21 protein-coding genes are annotated in these 22,483 nt (G+C 61.4%); 13 read left to right on the top strand and 8 right to left on the bottom strand.

Annotated elements, in window-relative coordinates; translation table 11 throughout:
* The gene (sdhD, locus tag J1N02_RS23050) at positions 1-369 is read right to left on the bottom strand and encodes a succinate dehydrogenase, hydrophobic membrane anchor protein (RefSeq protein WP_003172805.1); all 369 of its coding nucleotides are present in this window, start codon (positions 367-369) and stop codon (positions 1-3) included.
* Positions 363-737, bottom strand: coding sequence for a succinate dehydrogenase, cytochrome b556 subunit (sdhC, locus tag J1N02_RS23045; protein ID WP_003172804.1), 375 nt, complete (start codon positions 735-737; stop codon positions 363-365). Before sdhC ends, sdhD begins: the two co-directional genes overlap by 7 nt.
* A gap of 365 nt (positions 738-1,102) precedes the next feature.
* Here sdhC and gltA point away from each other — a divergent pair, with 365 nt between their 5' ends.
* On the top strand, positions 1,103-2,392 hold the full coding sequence (gene gltA, locus J1N02_RS23040) for a citrate synthase (protein WP_027607056.1): 1,290 nt from the start codon (positions 1,103-1,105) through the stop codon (positions 2,390-2,392).
* Positions 2,393-2,623: 231 nt separating this feature from the next.
* On the opposite strand, the gene J1N02_RS23035 is transcribed toward gltA, so the two are convergent.
* The 3 genes from J1N02_RS23035 to J1N02_RS23025 all read right to left on the bottom strand — a co-directional run bounded on the left by J1N02_RS23035 (position 2,624) and on the right by J1N02_RS23025 (position 5,705).
* Positions 2,624-4,282 (bottom strand): cation acetate symporter, encoded by a 1,659-nt coding sequence (locus tag J1N02_RS23035; RefSeq protein ID WP_027607055.1) that lies wholly within the window; start codon positions 4,280-4,282, stop codon positions 2,624-2,626.
* Positions 4,279-4,590, bottom strand: coding sequence for a DUF485 domain-containing protein (locus J1N02_RS23030; RefSeq protein ID WP_027607054.1), 312 nt, complete (start codon positions 4,588-4,590; stop codon positions 4,279-4,281). Before J1N02_RS23030 ends, J1N02_RS23035 begins: the two co-directional genes overlap by 4 nt.
* A gap of 263 nt (positions 4,591-4,853) precedes the next feature.
* Positions 4,854-5,705 carry a glycine betaine ABC transporter substrate-binding protein gene (locus tag J1N02_RS23025; RefSeq protein WP_027607053.1) on the bottom strand — a complete coding sequence of 284 codons (852 nt, stop codon included), beginning with the start codon at positions 5,703-5,705 and terminating at the stop codon, positions 4,854-4,856.
* 332 nt (positions 5,706-6,037) lie between these two features.
* Between J1N02_RS23025 and J1N02_RS23020 the strand changes: the two genes are divergently transcribed.
* The gene (locus J1N02_RS23020) at positions 6,038-7,591 is read left to right on the top strand and encodes a glycosyl hydrolase family 17 protein (protein ID WP_414886901.1); all 1,554 of its coding nucleotides are present in this window, start codon (positions 6,038-6,040) and stop codon (positions 7,589-7,591) included.
* An 80-nt stretch (positions 7,592-7,671) separates the two neighbouring features.
* Here the strand turns inward: J1N02_RS23020 and J1N02_RS23015 are convergent, their stop codons facing one another.
* Positions 7,672-8,040, bottom strand: coding sequence for a hypothetical protein (locus tag J1N02_RS23015; RefSeq protein ID WP_092358527.1), 369 nt, complete (start codon positions 8,038-8,040; stop codon positions 7,672-7,674).
* A 236-nt stretch (positions 8,041-8,276) separates the two neighbouring features.
* Between J1N02_RS23015 and J1N02_RS23010 the strand changes: the two genes are divergently transcribed.
* Both J1N02_RS23010 and J1N02_RS23005 read left to right on the top strand, forming a co-directional pair.
* Complete coding sequence (locus J1N02_RS23010; RefSeq protein ID WP_065939932.1) at positions 8,277-9,575, top strand: serine/threonine protein kinase; 1,299 nt, start codon at positions 8,277-8,279, stop codon at positions 9,573-9,575.
* Complete coding sequence (locus tag J1N02_RS23005; protein WP_027607049.1) at positions 9,568-10,356, top strand: MlaA family lipoprotein; 789 nt, start codon at positions 9,568-9,570, stop codon at positions 10,354-10,356. The genes J1N02_RS23010 and J1N02_RS23005 overlap by 8 nt, the downstream gene beginning before the upstream one ends.
* A 54-nt stretch (positions 10,357-10,410) precedes the next feature.
* On the opposite strand, the gene J1N02_RS23000 is transcribed toward J1N02_RS23005, so the two are convergent.
* On the bottom strand, positions 10,411-11,325 hold the full coding sequence (locus tag J1N02_RS23000; protein WP_098480053.1) for a DUF808 domain-containing protein: 915 nt from the start codon (positions 11,323-11,325) through the stop codon (positions 10,411-10,413).
* A 291-nt stretch (positions 11,326-11,616) separates the two neighbouring features.
* Between J1N02_RS23000 and J1N02_RS22995 the strand changes: the two genes are divergently transcribed.
* Complete coding sequence (locus J1N02_RS22995) at positions 11,617-12,222, top strand: TetR/AcrR family transcriptional regulator (RefSeq protein ID WP_027607047.1); 606 nt, start codon at positions 11,617-11,619, stop codon at positions 12,220-12,222.
* A 118-nt stretch (positions 12,223-12,340) separates the two neighbouring features.
* Here J1N02_RS22995 and J1N02_RS22990 read toward each other — a convergent pair whose 3' ends face one another.
* Positions 12,341-12,781, bottom strand: a complete 441-nt coding sequence (locus J1N02_RS22990) for a GlcG/HbpS family heme-binding protein (RefSeq protein WP_027607046.1) — start codon at positions 12,779-12,781, stop codon at positions 12,341-12,343.
* Between the two features lie 256 nt (positions 12,782-13,037).
* On the opposite strand from J1N02_RS22990, the gene gcl reads away from it, so the two are divergent.
* The 8 genes from gcl (at position 13,038) to J1N02_RS22950 (ending at position 22,428) form a co-directional block, all read left to right on the top strand.
* Positions 13,038-14,813, top strand: a complete 1,776-nt coding sequence (gene gcl, locus J1N02_RS22985; RefSeq protein ID WP_092358525.1) for a glyoxylate carboligase — start codon at positions 13,038-13,040, stop codon at positions 14,811-14,813.
* A 10-nt stretch (positions 14,814-14,823) separates the two neighbouring features.
* Positions 14,824-15,606, top strand: a complete 783-nt coding sequence (gene hyi, locus J1N02_RS22980; protein WP_108574507.1) for a hydroxypyruvate isomerase — start codon at positions 14,824-14,826, stop codon at positions 15,604-15,606.
* A 220-nt stretch (positions 15,607-15,826) separates the two neighbouring features.
* Positions 15,827-16,717 carry a 2-hydroxy-3-oxopropionate reductase gene (locus J1N02_RS22975; protein ID WP_108574506.1) on the top strand — a complete coding sequence of 297 codons (891 nt, stop codon included), beginning with the start codon at positions 15,827-15,829 and terminating at the stop codon, positions 16,715-16,717.
* A 54-nt stretch (positions 16,718-16,771) separates the two neighbouring features.
* A complete protein-coding gene (locus tag J1N02_RS22970) occupies positions 16,772-18,052 on the top strand; it encodes a glycerate kinase type-2 family protein (protein WP_414886902.1) in 1,281 nt (426 codons plus the stop codon).
* Positions 18,042-19,457 (top strand): pyruvate kinase, encoded by a 1,416-nt coding sequence (gene pyk, locus J1N02_RS22965; RefSeq protein WP_414886903.1) that lies wholly within the window; start codon positions 18,042-18,044, stop codon positions 19,455-19,457. The genes J1N02_RS22970 and pyk overlap by 11 nt, the downstream gene beginning before the upstream one ends.
* Positions 19,458-19,595: 138 nt before the next feature.
* Positions 19,596-20,471: an urea transporter gene (locus tag J1N02_RS22960; protein ID WP_414886904.1), complete on the top strand. Its 876-nt coding sequence runs from the start codon at positions 19,596-19,598 to the stop codon at positions 20,469-20,471.
* Positions 20,472-20,502: 31 nt separating this feature from the next.
* Positions 20,503-21,327 carry an ion transporter gene (locus J1N02_RS22955; RefSeq protein WP_027607039.1) on the top strand — a complete coding sequence of 275 codons (825 nt, stop codon included), beginning with the start codon at positions 20,503-20,505 and terminating at the stop codon, positions 21,325-21,327.
* A gap of 96 nt (positions 21,328-21,423) precedes the next feature.
* Positions 21,424-22,428, top strand: a complete 1,005-nt coding sequence (locus J1N02_RS22950; RefSeq protein ID WP_027607038.1) for a sulfate ABC transporter substrate-binding protein — start codon at positions 21,424-21,426, stop codon at positions 22,426-22,428.
* The last annotated feature ends 55 nt before the right edge of the window (positions 22,429-22,483 follow it).

Raw genomic sequence — 22,483 nt, 5'->3', positions numbered from 1 at the left:
TCAGATACCCCAAAGAATCTGCACACCCCAGACGAAGTAAGCGAACATCGCGACGCCGCATACTGCCTGGAAGAGGAAACGGACTGCGGTCGCGGACTTGCCCAGCGCCATCGGCGTCAGGTAGTCGGTCGCGATGGTCCACATGCCGACCCAGGCGTGAGCGCCCAGGGCTACAAGGGCCAGCAGGCTGAAGATTCGCATCGCATTGTGGGAAAACAGCCCGTGCCATTGCTCGTAGCCGATGCCCGGGTTTGCGACGAGGTATCCGATCAGGAAAATGAAATAAGCCGCGAGAACGACCGCAGACACACGCTGCGCCATCCAGTCATAGAGGCCCGAACGCGATAGGTTCGTAACGCTGGTTACCATATCCAAACTCCTGCCAGAACGATCAGCACCACGGAAATGGCGATGATGATTTTCGAGCCCAGGCGGCCGCCTTCCAGCGTCTCACCGATGCCCATGTCCATGATCAAGTGGCGCACACCGGCTACCAGGTGATACAGCAGAGCGGACAGGAGGCCCCATGCTACGAACTTGGCCAGCGGGCTGGTCAAGCATGCCTTCACCTCGGCGTATCCTTCCTCGGAACCCAGGGATTTGCTCAATGCATAAAGCATGATGCCCAAGCCCAGGAACAGGATGATGCCGGAAACACGGTGCAGGAACGACGTAACGCCGGTGATGGGGAGTTTGATGGTCCTTAGGTCTAGGTTTACAGGTCGTTGGCTATTCACGGCTTTTTTTCACACTGAAGAGCCCCTAACAATCAGGGCAAAGTTGTTGGGGAGTGCGACTGGTCAGGTAAGCACCACCCAGGGAGTGCGACCCCCAATGAAAGCAAGCCCAAAAGCCCTTGGCGGTCGGTGGCCGAGTATAGACAGTTAGGTTACTAATGACAACGCGCGCACCTCACCCTAATAGCGGATTGCGCTGGCGGGATAAAAGGCGTAAATGGCAGGCAATTTCGAGGAAAAAGTCCGGTTAAAGCCTTCTGGGGCAAGACTTTAGGCAAATTGACATCTGAATTTATCTCACTATAGTGGTGCGGGCCCTGCGTGGGGGGTCTGTCTGATGATTTGAAGCATAAATAGGAGGCCACATGGCTGACAAAAAAGCGCAGTTGATCATCGAGGGCGCAGCCCCCGTCGAGCTGCCCATTTTAACCGGCACCGTTGGTCCCGATGTTATCGACGTACGGGGCCTGACGGCCACGGGCCGTTTCACTTTCGACCCAGGCTTCATGTCGACCGCCTCTTGCGAGTCGAAGATCACCTATATCGACGGCGACAATGGCATCCTGCTGCACCGGGGCTACCCGATCGAGCAACTGGCGGAAAAATCGGACTATCTGGAAACCTGCTACCTGCTGCTAAATGGCGAATTGCCAACAGCCGAGCAAAAAGCCCAGTTTGTCAGCACCGTGAAGAACCACACCATGGTTCACGAGCAGTTGAAGACCTTCTTCAACGGCTTCCGTCGCGACGCCCACCCGATGGCGGTCATGTGCGGCGTGGTCGGCGCCCTGTCGGCCTTCTATCACGACTCCCTCGACATCAATAACCCGCAGCATCGCGAAATTTCCGCGATCCGCCTGGTTGCCAAGATGCCGACCCTGGCCGCAATGGTTTACAAGTACTCCATGGGCCAACCCATGATGTACCCGCGCAACGACCTGACGTACGCGGAAAACTTCCTGCACATGATGTTCAACACCCCGTGCGAGATCAAACCGATCAGCCCGGTGCTGGCCAAGGCAATGGACCGGATCTTCATCCTCCACGCCGACCACGAGCAAAACGCCTCCACCTCCACCGTGCGCCTGGCAGGCTCTTCGGGTGCCAACCCGTTCGCCTGTATCGCCGCCGGCATCGCCGCGCTGTGGGGTCCTGCCCACGGCGGTGCGAACGAAGCCGTATTGACCATGCTCGATGAAATCGGCGATGTGTCCAACATCGACACGTTCATCGCCAAGGCCAAGGACAAGAACGATCCGTTCAAGTTGATGGGCTTCGGTCACCGGGTCTACAAGAACCGCGACCCACGCGCCACCGTCATGAAGCAGACCTGCGACGAAGTGCTGAAGGAACTGGGCATCAACAACGATCCGCAACTCGAACTGGCCATGCGCCTGGAAGAGATCGCCCTGACCGACCCGTACTTCATCGAACGCTCGCTGTACCCGAACGTCGACTTCTACTCGGGGATCATCCTCAAGGCGATCGGCATTCCAACCAGCATGTTCACCGTGATCTTCGCCCTGGCGCGGACCGTGGGCTGGATCTCCCACTGGAAAGAAATGCTCTCCAGCCCATACAAGATTGGCCGCCCGCGCCAGCTGTACACAGGCTACGAGTCGCGTGACATTACCAAGCTGGAAGATCGCAAGTAAGCACCTTTCAGCAGCACCGAAAACGGCCTCCCTCAGTGGAGGCCGTTTTTATTTGTGGCGCCTGATCTACCGCCATCGGGGGCAAGCCCCCTCACACATTTGAACGTATTCATAGATCAAGTGTGGGAGGGGGCTTGCCCCCGATGAGGCCAGTAGCAGCCCCCCCATAAACCCCAGGCAAAAAAATACCCCGGCCTTTCGACCGGGGCATTTCTTTATCCAGCTACAACCTTAGTGATTAACCGCCCCACTCGCCCCCAGGCCAGTCTGCGAACGCACAAACTGCGGGAAGTACAGCGCACGCTCTTTCTCTGCCGCCGCCGACTTGTCGGTGATGGAGAAGAACCAGATACCGATGAACGCAATGATCATCGAGAACAGCGCCGGGTATTCGTACGGGAAGATGGCTTTTTCGTGATGCAGGATCGAGACCCAGATGGTCGGACCCAGGATCATCAGGCCAACGGCACTGATCAGGCCCAGCCAACCGCCAATCATCGCGCCACGGGTGGTGAGGTTTTTCCAGTACATGGAAAGCAGCAACACCGGGAAGTTACAGCTGGCGGCAATCGAGAACGCCAGGCCGACCATGAACGCGATGTTCTGGCTTTCGAACAGGATGCCCAGGCCAATCGCCAACACTGCGAGGGCGATGGTGGTGATCTTCGATACGCGAATCTCATCCTTTTCGTTGGCCTTGCCTTTCTTGATCACGCTGGCGTACAGGTCATGGGACACCGCCGAAGCACCGGCCAGGGTCAAGCCGGCAACCACGGCGAGGATGGTGGCGAAGGCCACCGCCGAGATGAAGCCCAGGAAGATACTGCCGCCCACCGCGTTGGCCAGGTGCACCGCCGCCATGTTGTTACCGCCCAGCAAGGCGCCTGCAGCATCCTTGAACGCCGGGTTGGTGCTGACCAGCAGGATCGCGCCGAAGCCGATGATAAAGGTCAGGATATAGAAGTAGCCGATGAAGCCCGTGGCATACAGCACGCTCTTACGCGCTTCCTTGGCGTCGCTTACGGTGAAGAAGCGCATCAGGATGTGCGGCAGGCCGGCGGTACCGAACATCAGTGCCAGGCCCAGGGAGAACGCGGAGATCGGGTCTTTCACCAGGCCGCCGGGGCTCATGATCGCTTCACCTTTAGGGTGGACCTTGATCGCCTCGGAGAACAGCGTGTTGAAGTCGAAGTTGACGTGCTTCATCACCATCAGCGCCATGAACGAAGCACCGGACAGCAACAGCACCGCCTTGATGATCTGCACCCAGGTGGTCGCCAGCATGCCGCCGAACAGCACATACAGGCACATCAGGATCCCGACCAGGATCACCGCCACATGGTAGTCGAGGCCGAACAGCAGCTGGATCAGCTTGCCCGCCCCCACCATTTGCGCGATCAGGTAGAACGCCACCACCACCAGGGAACCACAGGCCGACAGGCTGCGGATCTGGGTTTGCCCGAGGCGATAGGACGCCACGTCGGCAAAGGTGTACTTGCCCAGGTTACGCAGGCGCTCGGCGATCAGGAACAGAATGATCGGCCAGCCCACCAGGAAGCCGATCGAGTAGATCAGGCCGTCGTAGCCGGAGGTGAACACCAGTGCGGAAATACCCAGGAAGGACGCGGCCGACATGTAGTCGCCGGCAATCGCCAGGCCGTTCTGGAAACCGGTGATCTTGCCGCCGGCCGCATAGTAGTCGGCCGCCGACTTGTTGCGCTTGGACGCCCAGTAGGTGATGCACAACGTCGCGCCGACAAAGGCCACGAACATCAGGATCGCTGCGATATTCAGCGGTTGTTTGTGCACTTCACCGGTCAATGCATCCGCCGCCCACACCGCAGGAGCGAAGACCGAAGCGCCGAATACTGCCAATAGACGACGGATCATTGCGCAGCCTCCTTGAGAATCGCATTGTTCAGGTCGTCGAATTCGCCGTTGGCGCGTCGCACATAGATGCCGGTGAGGACAAAGGCCGACACAATCAGCCCGACCCCGATGGGGATGCCCCAGGTGATGGATGAGCCGGGGCTGAGTTTAGCCCCCAGTACTTGTGGCCCGTAGGCAATCAACAGGATGAATCCGGAGTACAGCCCTAGCATGATCGCCGAGAGAATCCAGGCGAACCTTTCCCTTTTTCTTACCAGCTCCTTGAAACGCGGGCTGTTTTGAATCGAGAGGTAAATGCTGTCGTTCATTGTTTTTATCCTCGCAGCACAGCTTTTTTATTATTGGTACGTATCCACTGTATGCGGCTACGGAACAGGTTCCAGACGACCTTAGTATTAGACGGAGTGTAGCGAGGGATTGAGAGGGCGCAGAAACATTTGCGGGTGACGAAAATAATGTGGGAGGGGGCTTGCTCCCGATAGTGGTGAGCCAGTCAGATCATTGACGACTGACACACCGCAATCGGGGGCAAGCCCCCTCCCACAGGGGGTTGTATCAAGGCATTGGGGGGTTATTTACCGGTCCACTCGGCTACGCGCTCAGGGTGCTTGGCCACCCAGTCCTTGGCCGCTGCATCAGGCTTGGCGCCTTCCTGGATAGCGAGCATGACTTCGCCGATCTCATCCTTGGAGGCCCACTGGAATTTCTTCAGGAACGCCGCGACTTCCGGCGCTTTCTTCTCCAGGCCCTTGCTGCCGATGCTGTTGACGGTTTCAGCAGCACCATAAATCCCTTTTGGATCGTCCAGGAAACGCAGTTTCCACTTGGCGAACATCCAGTGTGGCACCCAGCCGGTGACCGCAATGGATTCCTGTTTGTCTTCGGCACGGGTCAGCTCGGCGATCATCGCCGCACCCGAACTGGCTTGCAGTTTGTAGTCGAGGCCGTACTGCTTGATGGCTTCGTCGGTCTTGAGCATCACGCCTGAACCGGCGTCGATGCCGACGATCTTGTTCTTGAAGGTGGTGTCGGTCTTGAGGTCTTCGATGGACTTGGCCTTGACGTACTCCGGCACGATCAAGCCGATCTTCGCATCCTTGAAGTTGGGGCCGTAGTCGACCACCTTGTCCTTGTTCTTGGTCCAATACTCGCCGTGGGTCACCGGCAGCCAGGCGGAGAGCATGGCATCGAGCTTGCCGGTGGCCACGCCCTGCCACATGATCCCGGTGGCGACCGCTTGCAGTTTGACGTCATAACCGAGCTTTTCCCTGATCACCTCTGCCGCCACATGCGTGGTGGCAACGCTGTCGGACCAGCCATCTACATAACCGATGCTCAGGGTTTTGCTGTCTGCGCTGGCCAGTGTGGAGCTCATCGCAACTACCAGAGTGGCAGCTGCGCCCAAGAGTCGTCGCATCTTCATCGTACTTCCCCGAAAGTGCTGCGCCCGACGGATGTCGAGCGACGTCAACCTGTTGTTATGTGGTGCGCCGCGCCCCCTTCACGCGCATCGATCCGGCTGCTGCGACATCAGTGGAGTGCTGACACGTCGATCATCAACCTGCCGCAGCCTTCGACCTGCTCTGTCAGCGACCTCATGCAAGCAAGAAACGACATCACATCGCCAGTAGGACTTTTTGTAGGACTTAACCCCACGATCCCGCCTGAACTTTGCATGTCAAAATTATGCAGCCCCACTGGGATAGCGCAAATCCGGGTAAGATGCGCGCCTTTGCTCCCCCAGATAAGCCGACCATGCCCGCGACTGCCCGCTTCCCTGCCCTGCCCTATTGCTTCGCTTTGATCCTCGGCCTGCTGGCCCTTGTCGGCTACTGGTATGGCCTCGGCCGGCCGGTGGTGCTGCCGGATGTGGCCAGTGCCAGTCACAAGCTGCAATGCGCGTCGTACACACCGTTCGACAAGGACCAATCGCCCTTCGACCAACCGTTCACACTGCGCCCCGCGCGCATGGACGCCGACCTGGCCCTGCTGGCCACCCGCTTCGAGTGCATCCGCACTTACTCCATGACCGGCCTGGAAGCCTTGCCGGACCTGGCGCGCAAGCATGGGTTAAAGGTGATGGCGGGCGCCTGGGTCAGCAGCGACCCGGTCGCGACCGAAAAAGAAGTCGACCAACTGATCGCCTCGGCTAACGCCAACCCCGATGTGGTCACCTCGGTGATCGTCGGCAACGAAGCGCTGCTGCGCAAGGAAGTCACCGCCAAACAGCTGGTGGCGCTGATCCATAAGGTCAAAAGCCAGATCAAGCAGCCGGTCACCTACGCCGACGTCTGGGAGTTCTGGCTGCAGCACCCGGAAATCGCGCCGGCGGTGGACTTCCTGACCATCCACCTGCTGCCCTACTGGGAAGATGACCCCTCCGGCATCGACCAGGCCCTCAAGCATGTGGGCGACGTACGCCAGACCTTTGGCAACAAATTCGCGCCCAAGGACATATTGATCGGCGAGACGGGCTGGCCCAGCGAAGGCCGCCAACGCGAAACCGCGGTGCCGAGCCGGGTCAATGAGGCCAAGTTCATGCGTGGCTTCGTGGCCATGGCCGAGGCCAATGGCTGGCACTACAACCTGATCGAAGCGTTTGACCAACCGTGGAAGCGCGCCAGTGAAGGTGCCGTGGGCGGCTACTGGGGCCTGTTCGATGCCGACCGCCAGGACAAGGGCATCCTCGCCGGGCCGGTGACCAATGTGCCGCACTGGCCGCTGTGGCTGGGGGTCGGCGGGATTATCCTGCTGGGCACGCTGGTGCTCGGTGGTCGCGTCCGCAGCTCGCGCGCCGCGATCGCCCTGCCCCTGCTGGGTGCAGTGGCTGCCTGCGCCATCGGCACCTGGGCCGAACTGACCCGCGTGACTGCGCGCTTCAACGATGAGTGGGCATGGGCCGGCTTACTCGTGGCGCTGAACCTGCTGGTGCTGGCCCACGCCGCACTGGCCCTGAGTGCCCGTGAAGGCTGGCGCGAACGACTGTTCAACTGGCTGGAACAACGTGCCGGCTGGCTGGTGGCAATCGCCGGGTTCGCGGGCGCCGTGATGATGCTGGCACTGGTGTTTGACCCACGCTACCGCAGCTTCCCGAGTGCGGCGCTGCTGCTGCCGGCGTTGGTGTACCTGGTTCGTCCGGTGACCGGACCACGCCGGGAGATTGCCTTGCTGACCTTTATCATCGGAGCCGGCATTGCGCCACAGCTGTACCGTGAAGGCTTGCTGAACCAGCAGGCGTGGGGTTGGGCGGTGGTCAGTGGGTTGATGGTTGTGGCTTTGTGGCGGTGCTTGCGGATGCGCAAGGCTTAAGAGCGCCATCGGGGGCAAGCCCCCTCCCACCTTTGGACTGCGTTCTCATGTGGGAGGGGGGTTGCTCCCGATTGGTCTTGTCAGGCGCGCCGCGACTGCCTGACCAACCGCAACCCCGCAATCACCACCGCAAACACCGCAAACGAGGTGTTGTACAACGCCAGGGCCGGCAGCCCGAACGCCAGCCCCAGTACCGCCAAGCCCCATCCCGCACGGCCCGGCACGAAAAACGCCAGCACCGAGGTCACCAGCGCGGCCCAGCCCAGCACCTTGAAGTGAATCATCAAGCCCAGGTTCGAACGTACCTGGCATTCCCAGCGGCTGGCCTCGTCGGCACAAATGCCGACCCACTGGCCATCTTCCATAAAGCCGTAACGCGCGCCATAACTGGCAGCCAGCCATAACGGCAGGGCAATAAGCAGCAAAATCAACGGCAAGCGGCGGGACATGGAGCACTCCGATAGGCAAAAACGGCGCTCAGCTTAATGCGCCGGCGGCCGTTAGCAAGGTGCGTACACACAATTAGTGTTCACTAATGCATGGCAAAGTGTATCGTCTCGCTACTATTACCCCGAATCCGACGTTATTTTCCGACTTTTCGTGCCGAGGGCTGGCACTTCGGTGGCAACGCGGTGGTCATAGCCTGCGAACTTCATTAAGCACGTTTCCTCTTAGGGATTAAGTCATGCTCCGTTCCTTGCGCTGTGCTGCTCTGCTGGGCAGCCTTTTTTTGAGTGCGTCAGCACTGGCCGTCGATATCGACCAAGCCAGCTATGGCTACCCTTTGACCAACCCGTTCGAAGCGACCATCGCCACCACCCCGCCCGACCTTCGGCCGACATTGCCGACCGACGACCAGATCAACCAGTCCGACTACACCCTGAACATGCGCCCCGAGCGCGAGTTCAGCCTGCCGGACAACTTCTGGGCGGTGAAGAAACTCACTTACCGCATCGCCAAGCAGGACCGCGCCGCGCCGCTGATCTTCCTGATCGCGGGCACCGGTGCGCGGTTTGACAGCAGCATCAACGAATACCTGAAAAAACTGTATTACCAGGCCGGCTACCACGTGGTGCAACTGTCGTCGCCCACCAGCTTCGACTTCATCGCCTCGGCATCGCGCTTCGCCACCCCCGGCATCAGCCAGGAAGATGCCGAAGACATGTACCGCGTGATGCAAGCCGTGCGCGCCCAGAACGCTTCGCTGCCGGTGACCGACTTCTACCTCACCGGCTACAGCCTCGGTGCGCTGGATGCGGCGTTCGTCAGCAAGCTCGACGAGACCCGCCGCAGCTTCAACTTCAAGAAAGTGTTGCTGCTCAACCCGCCGGTCAACCTCTACACCTCGATCACCAACCTCGACAAGCTGGTACAGACCGAAGTCAAGGGCATCAACAACACCACCACCTTCTATGAACTGGTGTTGAACAAGCTGACCCGTTACTTCCAGCAAAAGGGCTACATCGACCTCAACGACGCCCTGCTCTACGACTTCCAGCAATCCAAGCAGCACCTGACCAACGAACAGATGGCCATGCTGATCGGCACCTCGTTCCGCTTCTCGGCAGCCGACATCGCCTTTACTTCGGACCTGATCAACCGCCGTGGCCTGATCATCCCGCCGAAGTACCCGATCAGCGAAGGCACCAGCCTCACGCCGTTCCTCAAGCGTGCACTGCAATGCGACTTCGATTGCTACCTCACCGAACAGGTAATCCCGATGTGGCGCGCCCGCTCCGACGGCGGCAGCCTGTTGCAACTGGTTGACCAGGTCAGCCTGTACGCCCTCAAGGACTACCTGCACGCCAGCCCGAAAATCGCCGTCATGCACAACGCCGACGACGTGATCCTCGGCCCGGGCGACCTCGGCTTCCTGCGCAAGACCTTCGGCGATCGCTTGACCGTCTACCCCCTGGGCGGCCATTGCGGCAACCTCAATTACCGCGTCAACGCCGACGCCATGCTGGAGTTCTTCCGTGGCTAAATATCTTCTGCTGCTTGCCGCCCTGATGTGCGCAGGCGTTGCCAATGCCGACAACAGCAAGGCTCACGCGCCTGTGGTGATGGACTCCGACGGATTCAAGGAGCCGTTGAGCAAACTCAAGTTCAACCCGGGCCTGGACCAACGCGAATTCGAACGCTCGTCGGTCAACGCCCTCAACGTGTATGACCCGCTCGAATCGTGGAACCGCCGCGTGTACCACTTCAACTACCGCTTTGACCAATGGGTGTTCCTGCCGGTGGTCGACGGTTACCGCTACGTCACGCCAAGCTTCCTGCGCACCGGCGTGAGCAACTTCTTCAACAACCTGGGCGACGTGCCCAACCTGTTGAACAGCCTGCTGCAACTCAAGGGCCACCGTTCCCTGGAAACCACCGGGCGCCTGCTGCTCAACACCACCGTCGGCATCGCCGGCCTGTGGGACCCGGCGACCGCCATGGGCCTGCCGCGCCAGAGCGAAGACTTCGGCCAGACCCTGGGCTTCTACGGCGTGCCCGGCGGTGCCTACCTGGTGCTGCCGATCTTCGGCCCGTCGAACCTGCGCGACACCGGCGGCCTGCTGGTGGACTACACCGCCGAGTCCCAGATCAACTTCCTCAACGTCTCCGAAGTCAGCTCCAACCACCCGGAAATCTGGGCCCTGCGCGCGGTGGACAAGCGCTACCAGACCAGCTTCCGCTACGGTCAGATGAACTCGCCGTTCGAGTATGAGAAGGTGCGGTATATCTACACGGAATCGCGCAAGTTGCAGATTGCCGAGTAAATAACGCCCGTAAAAAAGGCCATTCGATTGAATGGCCTTTTTTGTGTCGGCGATTTATGCCCTGAGCGCTTTCCAGCTCTTGCCCACCACACTGACCACTGCCAATACCACCGCCCCGGCAACAATCCCCGCCACCGCATTCAGTAACGTCGGCATCAACCACGCCAATCCACCTGTGCTCTGGCTCACACCCTCGATCCAGTGATGCACCACCGGCACGCCATGGGTAAGGATGCCACCGCCGACCATGAACATCGCCGCCGTGCCGATCACCGACAGGCTCTTCATCATGTACGGTGCCGCCCGCAGGATGCCGCCACCGATACGGCGAGCCATCTGGCCAGGCTTCTGGGTAAGCCACAGGCCCAGGTCATCCAGCTTGACGATGCCAGCCACAAGCCCGTAGACGCCGATGGTCATGACGATGGCGATGCCCGACAACACGATCACCTGCTGCATCAGCTGCGCATCAGCCACGATACCGAGGGTGATCGCGATGATTTCCGCCGAGAGGATGAAGTCGGTGCGGATAGCGCCTTTGATCTTGTCCTTTTCGAAAGCCACCAGATCGGTCGCCGGGTCGGCCACGGCTTCGACCAATTGGGTGTGTTCGGCCTGGTCTTCAGCCTGGCTGTGCAGAAATTTATGCGCGAGTTTTTCGAAGCCTTCGAAACACAGGTACGCACCGCCGAGCATCAACAAGGGCGTCACCGCCCAGGGTGCAAAGGCGCTGATCAACAGCGCCGTCGGCACCAGGATCAGCTTATTGACGAATGACCCCTTGGCCACCGCCCACACCACGGGAATTTCCCGCTCGGCGCGCACACCGGAAACCTGCTGGGCGTTAAGCGCCAGGTCGTCACCCAGCACGCCGGAGGTCTTCTTCGCGGCCACTTTTGTCATCAAGGCAACGTCATCGAGTACCGCGGCGATATCATCAATCAACACCAACAAGCTGCTTCCTGCCATGAATCGGGCTTCCTTAAGAGAGGGATGGGCGGAGCATAACGCGGCGCAGGGCTTTGCGGGCACATTGTTGAGGCCCGCGGATAGCCGGTGCTACCATGCGCAACCGCCTGTCCTGGCAAGGAAACTCCCCGTGCTCAGTTTCATAGATACGTTTCTCTTTTGGCGAGTGGCTGTTGTCGTCAGGCAAGGAGCCGCGACGACTCATAGCTCGCTATGGGGAGGAGCGGCGACGCAGAATGGCGGCAACAGACGCCGTCAAACAGAAACAGTATCTGTGAGACTGAGCACTTTATGAGCACCATTCGCGAGCGCAACAAAGAAAAGATCCTGCGGGCGGCGAGCGAGGAGTTTGCCGACAAGGGCTTCGCCGCGACCAAAACCAGCGACATCGCCGCCAAGGCCGGGCTGCCCAAGCCCAACGTCTATTACTACTTCAAGTCCAAGGACAACCTCTACCGCGAGGTGCTCGAAAGCATTATCGAGCCGATCCTGGCGGCGTCCACGCCGTTCAACCCCGAGGGCGAGCCTTCAGCGGTGCTGAGCAACTACATCCGCTCGAAAATCCGCATCTCCCGCGACCTGCCCTTCGCCTCCAAGGTGTTCGCCAGCGAAATCATGCATGGCGCACCGCACCTGAGTGCCGAGCAGGTCCAACAACTCAATGCCCAGGCCAAGCACAATATCGACTGCATCCAGAGTTGGGTGGATCGCGGGGTGATCGCGGCTATCGACCCTCATCACCTGATGTTCAGCATCTGGGCGGCGACGCAGACCTATGCGGATTTCGACTGGCAGATTTCCGCGGTGACCGGCAAGGCCAAGCTGGATGAGGCCGATTATGAAGCGGCGGCGCAGACGATTATTCGGTTGGTGCTCAAAGGCTGCGCGCCGGACTGATGCACCGAGGTGCCTGTGCCAATCGGGGGCAAGCCCCCTCCCACCTATTGAACCGTGAATACGCTCAAGACTGTGGGAGGGGCTTGCTCCCGGTGAGGCCCTTACAGTCACACACCACTCAAGCTGATACCCCCGCATCCGCCCTCAACCCCAGCCCTTCGATCGCCGTGATCGCACACTGCTCATCAATATCCGACGTATCCCCGCTGATCCCGATCGCCCCCAGTACCGCCCCCGCCTGATCCCGAATCAACACCCCACCCGGCGCCGGCACCACGCTGCCTTGCCCCAGGCTGTTCAACGCCGCGATAAACGCCGGCCGTTGCTGTGCGTCCAGCGCCAGCAAGCGCGAGCCCTTGCCCAGCGCAATCGCGCCCCAGGCCTTGCCGATGGCGATGTGCGGGCGCAGCAGGCTGGCGCCGTCTTCGCGCTGCACGGTGATCAAGTGGCCACCGCTGTCGAGCACCGCAACGGTCAGCGGTGCGGCTGAGATCGTGCGCCCTGCGCTGAGGGCCTGGCTGGCCAGTTGGGTGGCAATCTTCAAGGTTAAAGCGCTCATGGTGCCGTCCTTCTTTTGTTATTGGGAAAGCGGTGGAGGTCTGTTTGATCAGATGCTCGACCAAACAAATAGAACACAATGAAATTCATTTTTGTATACAATATTTTCAAACAAAGGCTCCATACGTCGAAAAAAGCCGTTCCGACCAACGCAAAGGCCAATCAATAAAATGGATTGACCTGCGCCGTCCGCCGTGAATACACTTTGGCCAGACACCACTTGTATACAATTACAAAACGCAAGAGGCACCAAAATCATGAGCAAAATGAGAGCAATCGAAGCCGCCGTCCTCGTCATGCGCCGCGAGGGCGTGGACACCGCCTTCGGTATCCCAGGCGCTGCGATCAACCCGCTGTACTCAGCCTTGCAGAAGGTGGGTGGCATCGATCACGTCCTTGCTCGCCACGTTGAAGGCGCCTCGCACATGGCCGAGGGTTACACCCGCACCAAGGCCGGCAATATCGGCGTATGCATCGGCACCTCGGGCCCGGCGGGCACCGACATGGTCACCGGCCTCTACAGCGCCTCGGCCGACTCGATCCCGATCCTGTGCATCACCGGCCAGGCACCGCGGGCCCGCATGCACAAGGAAGATTTCCAGGCCGTGGACATCACCAGCATCGTCAAGCCGGTGACCAAGTGGGCGACCACCGTCCTCGAGCCGGGCCAAGTGCCGTACGCGTTCCAGAAAGCCTTCTATGAAATGCGCTCCGGGCGACCTGGCCCGGTGCTGATCGACCTGCCGTTCGATGTGCAGATGGCCGAGATCGAATTCGACATCGACGCCTACCAGCCGCTGCCACTGGCCAAGCCCTTGGCCACCCGCATCCAGGTCGAAAAGGCCCTGGCCCTGCTGGACCAGGCGGAACGCCCGTTGCTGGTGAGCGGCGGCGGTGTGATCAACGCCGACGCCAGCGAGCTGCTGGTGGAGTTCGCCGAGCTGACCGGCATCCCAGTGATCCCGACGCTGATGGGCTGGGGCACCATTCCCGACGATCACCCGCAGATGGTGGGCATGGTCGGCCTGCAAACCTCCCACCGCTACGGTAACGCGACGCTGCTCAAATCGGACGTGGTACTGGGTATCGGTAACCGTTGGGCCAACCGCCACACCGGTTCGGTCGAGGTCTACACCGAAGGGCGTAAATTCATTCACGTCGACATCGAGCCGACGCAGATTGGCCGCGTATTCACGCCGGACCTGGGCATCGTGTCCGACGCCGGCTCCGCGCTGACGATGTTCATTGAAGTGGCCCGTGAGTGGAAAGCCGCCGGCAAGCTCAAGGACCGCAGTGCCTGGCTGCATGACTGCCAGCAGCGCAAGTCGACCCTGCAGCGCAAGACCCACTTCGACAACGTGCCGGTCAAGCCGCAACGGGTGTACGAAGAGATGAACCAGGTGTTCGGCAAAGACACCTGCTACGTCAGCACCATCGGCCTGTCGCAGATTGCCGGCGCGCAGTTCCTGCATGTGTACAAGCCCCGCCACTGGATCAACTGCGGCCAGGCCGGCCCGTTGGGCTGGACCATTCCGGCGGCGCTGGGCGTGGTCAAGGCCGACCCGGGCCGCAAGGTGGTGGCGCTGTCCGGCGACTATGACTTCCAGTTCATGATCGAAGAGCTGGCCGTGGGCGCGCAGTTCAAGCTGCCGTACATCCACGTGGTGGTGAACAACTCTTACCTGGGGCTGATCCGCCAGGCCCAGCGCGGGTTTGAAATGGACTACTGCGTGCAATTGTCTTTCGACAACCTCAACGCACCGGAGCTGAACGGTTATGGCGTCGACCACGTCGCAGTTGCCGAAGGCCTGGGTTGCAAGGCCCTGCGCGTATTCGAGCCGGGGCAAATCCAGCCGGCATTGCGCCGCGCCGAGGAAATGATCGAAGAGTTCAAGGTGCCGGTGATCGTCGAGATCATTCTGGAGCGCGTGACCAATATTTCCATGGGAACCGAGATCAACGCCGTCAACGAATTCGAAGACCTGGCCCTGGTCGGCAACGATGCGCCGACCGCCATTTCCCTGCTCGATTAAGGAGAACCCTATGCCACGCTTTGCCGCCAACCTGTCCATGCTGTTTACCGAACAGGACTTTCTCGCGCGCTTCAAGGCCGCTGCCGAGGCCGGTTTCCAGGGTGTCGAGTACCTGTTCCCCTATGAATTCAGCTCGGCTGACATCAAGGCCCAGCTCGACACCCATGGCCTGACCCAGGTGCTGTTCAACCTGCCGGCCGGTGACTGGGCCAAGGGCGAACGCGGCCTGGCTTGCCACCCGGACCGGGTCGAGGAGTTCCGCGCCGGGGTCACCCTGGCCATCGCCTACGCCCAGGTGCTGGGCAATACCCAGATCAACTGCCTGGCGGGGATTCGGCCGCAGGGTGTGGATGATGAAACCGTGGAAAAGACCTTTGTCGCCAACCTCAAGTACGCCGCCGACAAGCTGCAAGCAGTAGGCATCAAGCTGGTCATGGAAATGATCAACACCCGCGACATTCCGGGCTTCTACCTCAACAACACCGCCCAGGCCCTGTCGATTCGCGAACAGGTGGGCAGTGACAACCTGTTCCTGCAGTACGACATCTACCACATGCAAATCATGGAAGGCGATCTGGCCCGGACCATGGCCGCGCACCTGGAGGAGATCAATCACATCCAGCTGGCGGACAACCCTGGGCGCAATGAGCCGGGAACCGGGGAGATCAACTACCGCTTCCTGTTCGAACATCTGGACCGCATCGGGTACGCGGGCTGGGTCGGCTGTGAATACAAGCCGCTGACCACCACCGAAGCGGGTTTGGGCTGGCTTAAAGCCCATAACGCCATCTAACCGACACCACCCAAAAACCTTGTGGGAGGGGGTTGCTGTAGTGAGGGGGCTTGTCCCCCGACGGGTTCACCACAGACCCCATGGGGCTGCTACGCAGCCAGCGCGGGACAAGCCCGCTCACCACAACAAGCCCCCTCACCACAGCAAGCCCGCTCACCACAGCAAGCCCGCTCACCACCGCAAGCCCAGCGCCCACAGAGCATAAAAAGAGGATTTCATCATGGCTAAAATCGGATTTATCGGCACCGGCATCATGGGCCAGCCCATGGCCGCGAACCTGCAGAAAGCCGGTCATCAACTGTTTCTTTCCGAACACCACGGCAAGGCGCCGGCCGAGCTGATCAGCGCCGGCGCAGTGGCCCTGGCCACCCCGCAGCAAGTGGCCCAGGAAGCCGAGTTCATTATCGTCATGGTCCCCGACACCCCGCAGGTCGACGACGTGCTGTTCCGCGCCGACGGTGTGGCCGCGGGCCTGTCGCCGAACAAGGTGGTGATCGACATGAGTTCGATCTCTCCCACAGCCACCAAGGCGTTTGCGGCGAAGATCAACGAGCACGGCGCGCAGTACCTCGACGCCCCGGTGTCCGGCGGTGAAGTCGGCGCCAAGGCCGGTACCTTGAGCATCATGGTCGGTGGCGAACCACAGACCTTCGAACGTGCCCTGCCGCTGTTCCAGAGCATGGGCAAGAACATCACCCTGGTGGGCGGCAATGGCGATGGCCAGACCGCCAAAGTGGCCAACCAGATCATCGTCGCGCTGAATATCCAGGCGGTGGCCGAAGCGCTGCTGTTCGCCTCCAGGAACGGCGCCGACCCGGCCAAGGTACGTGAAGCGCTGATGGGCGGCTTTGCCTCATCAAAGATCCTCGAAGTGCACGGCGAACGCATGATCAAGGGCACCTTCGATCCGGGTTTCCGCATCAACCTGCACCAGAAGGACCTGAACCTGGCCCTGGCCGGTGCCAGGGAACTGGGGATCAACCTGCCGAACACCGCCGGCACCCAGCAGGTGTTCAGCACCTGCGCGGCGCTTGGTGGCGGTAACTGGGACCACTCGGCGCTGATCAAGGGGCTGGAGCATATGGCGAATTTCTCGATTCGAGATAAATAACCCCCCTTTGAAAGGGCTGTACCTCTAATAACAAAAATACCCGGGAGCCCGCTTATGTCGGTCGATCCGCAACACCTGCTTCGCGAGCTGTTTGCCACAGCCATCGACGCCGCCCACCCCCGGCACGTCCTCGAACCCTGCCTGCCCGCCGACCGCAGCGGCCGCGTGATCGTGATCGGCGCCGGCAAGGCGGCGGCCGCCATGGCGCTGGTCGTCGAGAATTGCTGGCAAGGCGAAGTCTCGGGCCTGGTGGTCACCCGCTACGGCCACGGCGCCCCTTGCCAGAAAATCGAAGTGGTCGAAGCCGCCCACCCGGTGCCCGATGCCGCCGGCCTGGCGGTGGCCAAGCGCGTGCTGGAATTGATCAGCAACCTGAGCGAAGACGACCGGGTGATCTTCCTGCTCTCCGGCGGTGGTTCGGCACTCCTGGCACTGCCTGCCGAAGGCATCAGCCTGGCCGACAAGCAGGCCATCAACAAAGCCCTGCTCAAATCCGGCGCCACCATTGGCGAGATGAATTGCGTACGCAAGCACCTCTCGGCAATCAAGGGCGGTCGGCTGGCAAAGGCGGCCTGGCCGGCCACGGTCTACACCTACGCGATTTCCGATGTGCCGGGCGACCAGGCCACGGTCATCGCCTCCGGCCCCACGGTCGGCGACCCGAGCACTTCGCAACAGGCCCTGGCGATCCTCAAGCGCTACGGCATCGACGCACCGGCCGCCGTGCGCAGTTGGTTGCAGAATCCGGCCTCGGAAACCGTCAAACCCGGTGACCCGGTGCTCGCCCGCAGCCACTTCCAGTTGATCGCACGCCCGCAACAATCCCTGGAAGCGGTGGCGGTGAAAGCGCGCCAGGCCGGTTTCAGCGCGCTGATCCTCGGCGACCTGGAAGGCGAAGCGCGGGAGGTGGCCAAAGTGCACGCCGGCATCGCGCGGCAAATCGTGCAGCACGGCCAGCCGTTGGCGGCGCCGTGCGTTATCCTCTCCGGTGGGGAAACCACCGTCACCGTGCGCGGCAATGGCCGTGGCGGGCGCAACGCCGAATTCCTGTTGAGCCTGACCGACAGCCTCAAAGGCCTGCCGGGCGTGTACGCCCTGGCCGGCGACACCGACGGCATCGACGGCTCGGAAGACAACGCCGGCGCAATCATGACCCCGTGCAGCCATGCGCGCGCCGAAGCCCTGGGCCTGTCGGCCAGCGACGAGTTGGATAACAACAACGGTTATGGCTACTTCGCCGCCCTCGACGGCTTGATCGTTACCGAGCCGACCCGCACCAATGTCAATGACGTGCGCGCCATCCTGATCCTGGAGACTGCCCACCATGACGCCTGACAAGAAGGTCAAGATCCTCGCCACCCTGGGCCCGGCCACCGACGGTATCGATGACATCCGCGAGCTGGTGCAAGCCGGGGTGAATATCTTCCGCCTCAACTTCAGCCACGGCGCGCATGCCGATCACGCCCAGCGCTACCACTGGATTCGCCAGGTGGAACGCCAGCTCAATTACCCGCTGGGCATCCTCATGGACCTGCAAGGGCCGAAGCTGCGCGTCGGGACGTTTGCCGAGGGCAAGGTGCAACTGGTGCGTGGCCAGGCCCTGCGCCTGGACCTGGACCCGACGCCGGGTGACCAGCGCCGGGTCAACCTGCCCCACCCGGAAATCATCGCCGCCCTTGAACCGGGCATGGACCTGCTGCTCGACGACGGCAAACTGCGCCTGCGCGTGATCACCCGGCATGCCGATGCCATCGACACCACCGTACTGAATGGCGGCGAGTTGTCCGACCGTAAAGGCGTCAACGTCCCACAAGCCTTGCTGGAACTCAGCCCGCTCACCGCCAAGGACCGTCGCGACCTCAGCTTCGGCCTGGAGCTGGGCGTGGACTGGGTGGCGCTGTCGTTTGTGCAGCGCCCGGAAGACATCCGCGAGGCCCGCGAGCTGATCGGCGACAAGGCCTTCCTGATGGCCAAGATCGAGAAGCCCTCAGCCGTACAACGCCTGCGGGAGATCGCCGAGCTGAGCGACGCGATCATGGTGGCCCGGGGCGACCTGGGCGTGGAAGTACCGGCCGAGAGCGTGCCGCAAATCCAGAAAGACATCATCCGCACCTGCCGCCAGTTGGGCAAACCGGTGGTGGTGGCGACGCAGATGCTGGAGTCCATGCGCTTCTCGCCGGCGCCGACCCGCGCGGAAGTGACGGATGTCGCCAATGCAGTGGCTGAGGGGGCGGATGCGGTGATGCTGTCGGCGGAGACCGCGTCGGGCGAGTACCCGCTGGAAGCCGTGCAGATGATGAGCAAGATCATCCGTCAGGTGGAGAACGGCCCGGACTACCAGACCCAACTCGACGTCAGCCGGCCCAAGGCCGATGCCACGGTGTCGGACGCCATCAGCTGCGCGATCCGGCGCATCAGCAGCATCCTGCCGGTGGCGGTGCTGGTGAACTACAGCGAGTCGGGCAGTTCCAGCCTGCGCGCGGCGCGGGAACGGCCGGTAGCGCCGATTCTCAACCTCACGCCGAACCTGTCCACCGCACGCCGCTTGAGTGTGGCGTGGGGCGTGCATTCGGTGGTCAATGATCGACTGAGGCAGGTGGATGAGGTGTGTTCCACCGCGCTGGAGATTGCCCAGGCCCAGGGCATGGCGCAGCGCGGGGATACCTTGGTGATTACTGCCGGGGTGCCGTTCGGGCAACCGGGGTCGACCAACTCCTTGCGCATAGAGACGCTGATCTAGCGCCTGCAGAGGCCCCATCGGGGGCAAGCCCCCTCCCACATTGGACGGCATTCACACATCTAACTATGTGAACCCAATCAAGTGTGGGAGGGGGCTTGCCCCCGATGGAGACAACTCGGTCCCACTGACTCACTAAACATGCACAACCCAACCTGCCCCGACTGGGCCGAAGCCCTGCTCAACGGCTTCAGCCAGATCTTCCTGCAACGCCATCCGCTGTGCGGCCTGCTGTGCCTGTTGGCGATCCTGATCGGCGCTCCGGCCTTGCTCGGCGGTGCACTGCTGGGTGGGGTCGCCGGGTTGCTCACGGCCCAGCGTCGCGGCTATCCCAAGGCCGAGCGCCAGGCGGGTATCTATAGCTACAACGGCGTATTGCTGGGCCTGTTGATCAGCCAGCATTTCGCCTGGTCGGCGTTGTTGCCGCCGCTGATCCTGGCGTGCGGCGGCCTGAGCGCGATCCTCACGCGGCAGTGGCTGAAACACGCCAGCCGGCCGCACGACCTGCCCGCCTACACCGCGCCCTTTGTCGGCCTGGGCTGGCTGCTGCTGGGCAGCGTCCCACACAGTGCCTTGGCCCTGGGCGAGCCCGATACCCTGGCGGTGCTCGGCGCGCCGTTCACCGGACTCGCGCAGATCATGCTGCTGGACCAGCCGCTGGCGGGCGCGCTGATTGCCCTCGGCCTGTGGCTGGCGAACCGGCGTGCCGCGGTCTGGGCCATGATCGGCGCCAGCAGCGGCGTACTGATCGGATGGCTGCTGGACGACACCAGCGCCGCCCTCCTCGGCCTGCACAGCTACAACCCCGCTCTCGCGGCCCTGGCGCTGAGCCAGGCACGGCGCCAACCCTGGCTGCCGCTGCTCGGCATCCTGCTGGCGATCCTTCTCACACCGGGCTTTGCCGCCGTGCACCTGCCCGCACTCACCGCGCCGTTTATCCTCGCCTGCTGGCTGGTACGCGCCGGCGCCCGAATACTCAGGAAACCCCGCATGGACAGCCCCTTCGAATCCCCCTAGGCTTGCTCGATATTCGATTCAGGCGGGCTTTATGGACAGCAACAACGACTGGCGTCAGCGGCTCTACATCATGGTTTTTCAGAGCGACACCGTCGCCGGGCGGCGCTTTGACGGCATCCTGCTGTTGATCATCCTCGCCAGCCTGGTGATCGTGATGCTCGACAGCATCGACCAGGTCCACCAGAACTACGCCGATGTGCTGGCCTACATTGAATGGGGCTTCACCCTGATCTTCCTGATCGAGTACGGGTTGCGCCTGTACTGTTCGCCCAAGCCGTTGCGCTACGCCTTCAGCTTTTACGGGCTGGTGGATCTGCTCGCCATCGTGCCCGGCATCCTTGCGCTGTACTACAGCGACGCGCAGTACCTGCTGATCATCCGCATCATCCGGATGCTGCGGATTTTCCGCGTGCTCAAGCTCAGCCCGTACCTCAAGCAGGCCAACTACCTGATGGCGGCGCTGCGCGGCAGCAAGCAGAAGATCGTGGTGTTCCTGGTGAGCGTATGCACCCTGGTCACGGTGTTCGGCACCTTGATGTATGTGATCGAAGGGCCGGAGCACGGCTTCACCAGTATCCCCAAAGGCATCTATTGGGCGATCGTGACGCTGACCACTGTGGGCTTTGGCGATATCGTGCCCAAGACGCCGTTGGGCCAGGTGATTTCGTCACTGGTGATGATCACCGGTTACTCGATCATCGCCGTGCCCACGGGTATTTTTACGGCCGAACTGGCCAGTGCCATGCGCGGTGAACAACTGCAACACGACTGCCCGGTGTGCAGGAAAAACAGCCACGAGCCCAACGCGGCGTTCTGTTCGCGCTGTGGCAGCGCTCTTTTTAAGAAAGTGGAATAAGCAAAGTACTTTTTAATCTTTAAGCGACTAAGTGCCCCCGGCTATAGTCGCTGGCAATGTGCCTCCCCTCTTCTCCCGAACAACAAGGAATGAGCAGTGAAAAAACTCGTAAGCGCCTCTCTCCTGGCCGCCGGCCTTGCCCTCGCGGGCGCCGTCCAGGCCGCCCCGGTCACTCTGCTCAACGTCTCCTACGACGTGATGCGCGATTTCTACAAGGACTACAACGCCGCCTTCCAGAAGCACTGGGAAGCCGAGCACCCGAACGACAAGCTGACCCTGCAGATGTCCTTCGGCGGTTCCAGCAAACAAGCGCGCTCGGTGATCGACGGCCTGCCGGCTGACGTGATTACCATGAACATGGCCACCGACATCAACGCCCTGGTCGACAACGGCAAACTGGTGCCGGACAACTGGGTCACCCGCCTGCCGAACAACAGCGCGCCGTTTACCTCGGCCACCGTGTTCATCGTGCGCAAGGGCAACCCGAAAGCCCTGAAAGACTGGCCGGACCTGCTCAAGGATGGCGTGCAGGTGATCGTGCCCAACCCGAAAACCTCGGGTAACGGCCGCTACACCTACCTGTCGGCCTGGGGTTATGTGCTCAAGAACGGCGGCGACGAAGACAAGGCCAAGGCCTTTGTCGGCAAGCTGTTCAAACAGGCGCCCGTGCTGGACACCGGTGGCCGCGCCGCCACCACCACGTTCATGACCAACCAGATCGGCGACGTGCTGGTGACCTTCGAGAACGAAGCGGAAATGATCGCCCGTGAATTCGGTCGCGATCAGTTCGAAGTGATCTACCCAAGCGTCTCCGCCGAAGCTGAGCCGCCGGTGTCGGTGGTGGATAAAGTGGTCGAGAAGAAAGGCACCCGCGTGGCGGCTGAAGACTACCTGAAGTACCTGTGGTCGCCGCAAGGCCAGGAAATCGCTGCCAACAACTACCTGCGCCCGCGTGACCCGAAGGTGCTGGCCAAGTACACCGACCGCTTCCCGAAAGTCGACTTCCTGTCGGTGGAGAAGACCTTTGGTGACTGGCGCACCGTGCAGAAAACCCACTTCAATGATGGTGGGGTTTTCGACCAGATCTACTCCGGTCAGTAACTGACAAATGTGGGAGGGGGCTTGAACCCTCCCACATTTAGATCCGGGTTTTGCA

Origin of the sequence: Pseudomonas sp. NFX5 (genome assembly GCF_049132125.1) — a bacterium.
GTDB lineage: Bacteria > Pseudomonadota > Gammaproteobacteria > Pseudomonadales > Pseudomonadaceae > Aquipseudomonas > Aquipseudomonas marginalis.
The sequence above is the reverse complement of the archived record's forward strand: the minus strand, read 5'-3'. Positions and strand labels throughout refer to the sequence as shown.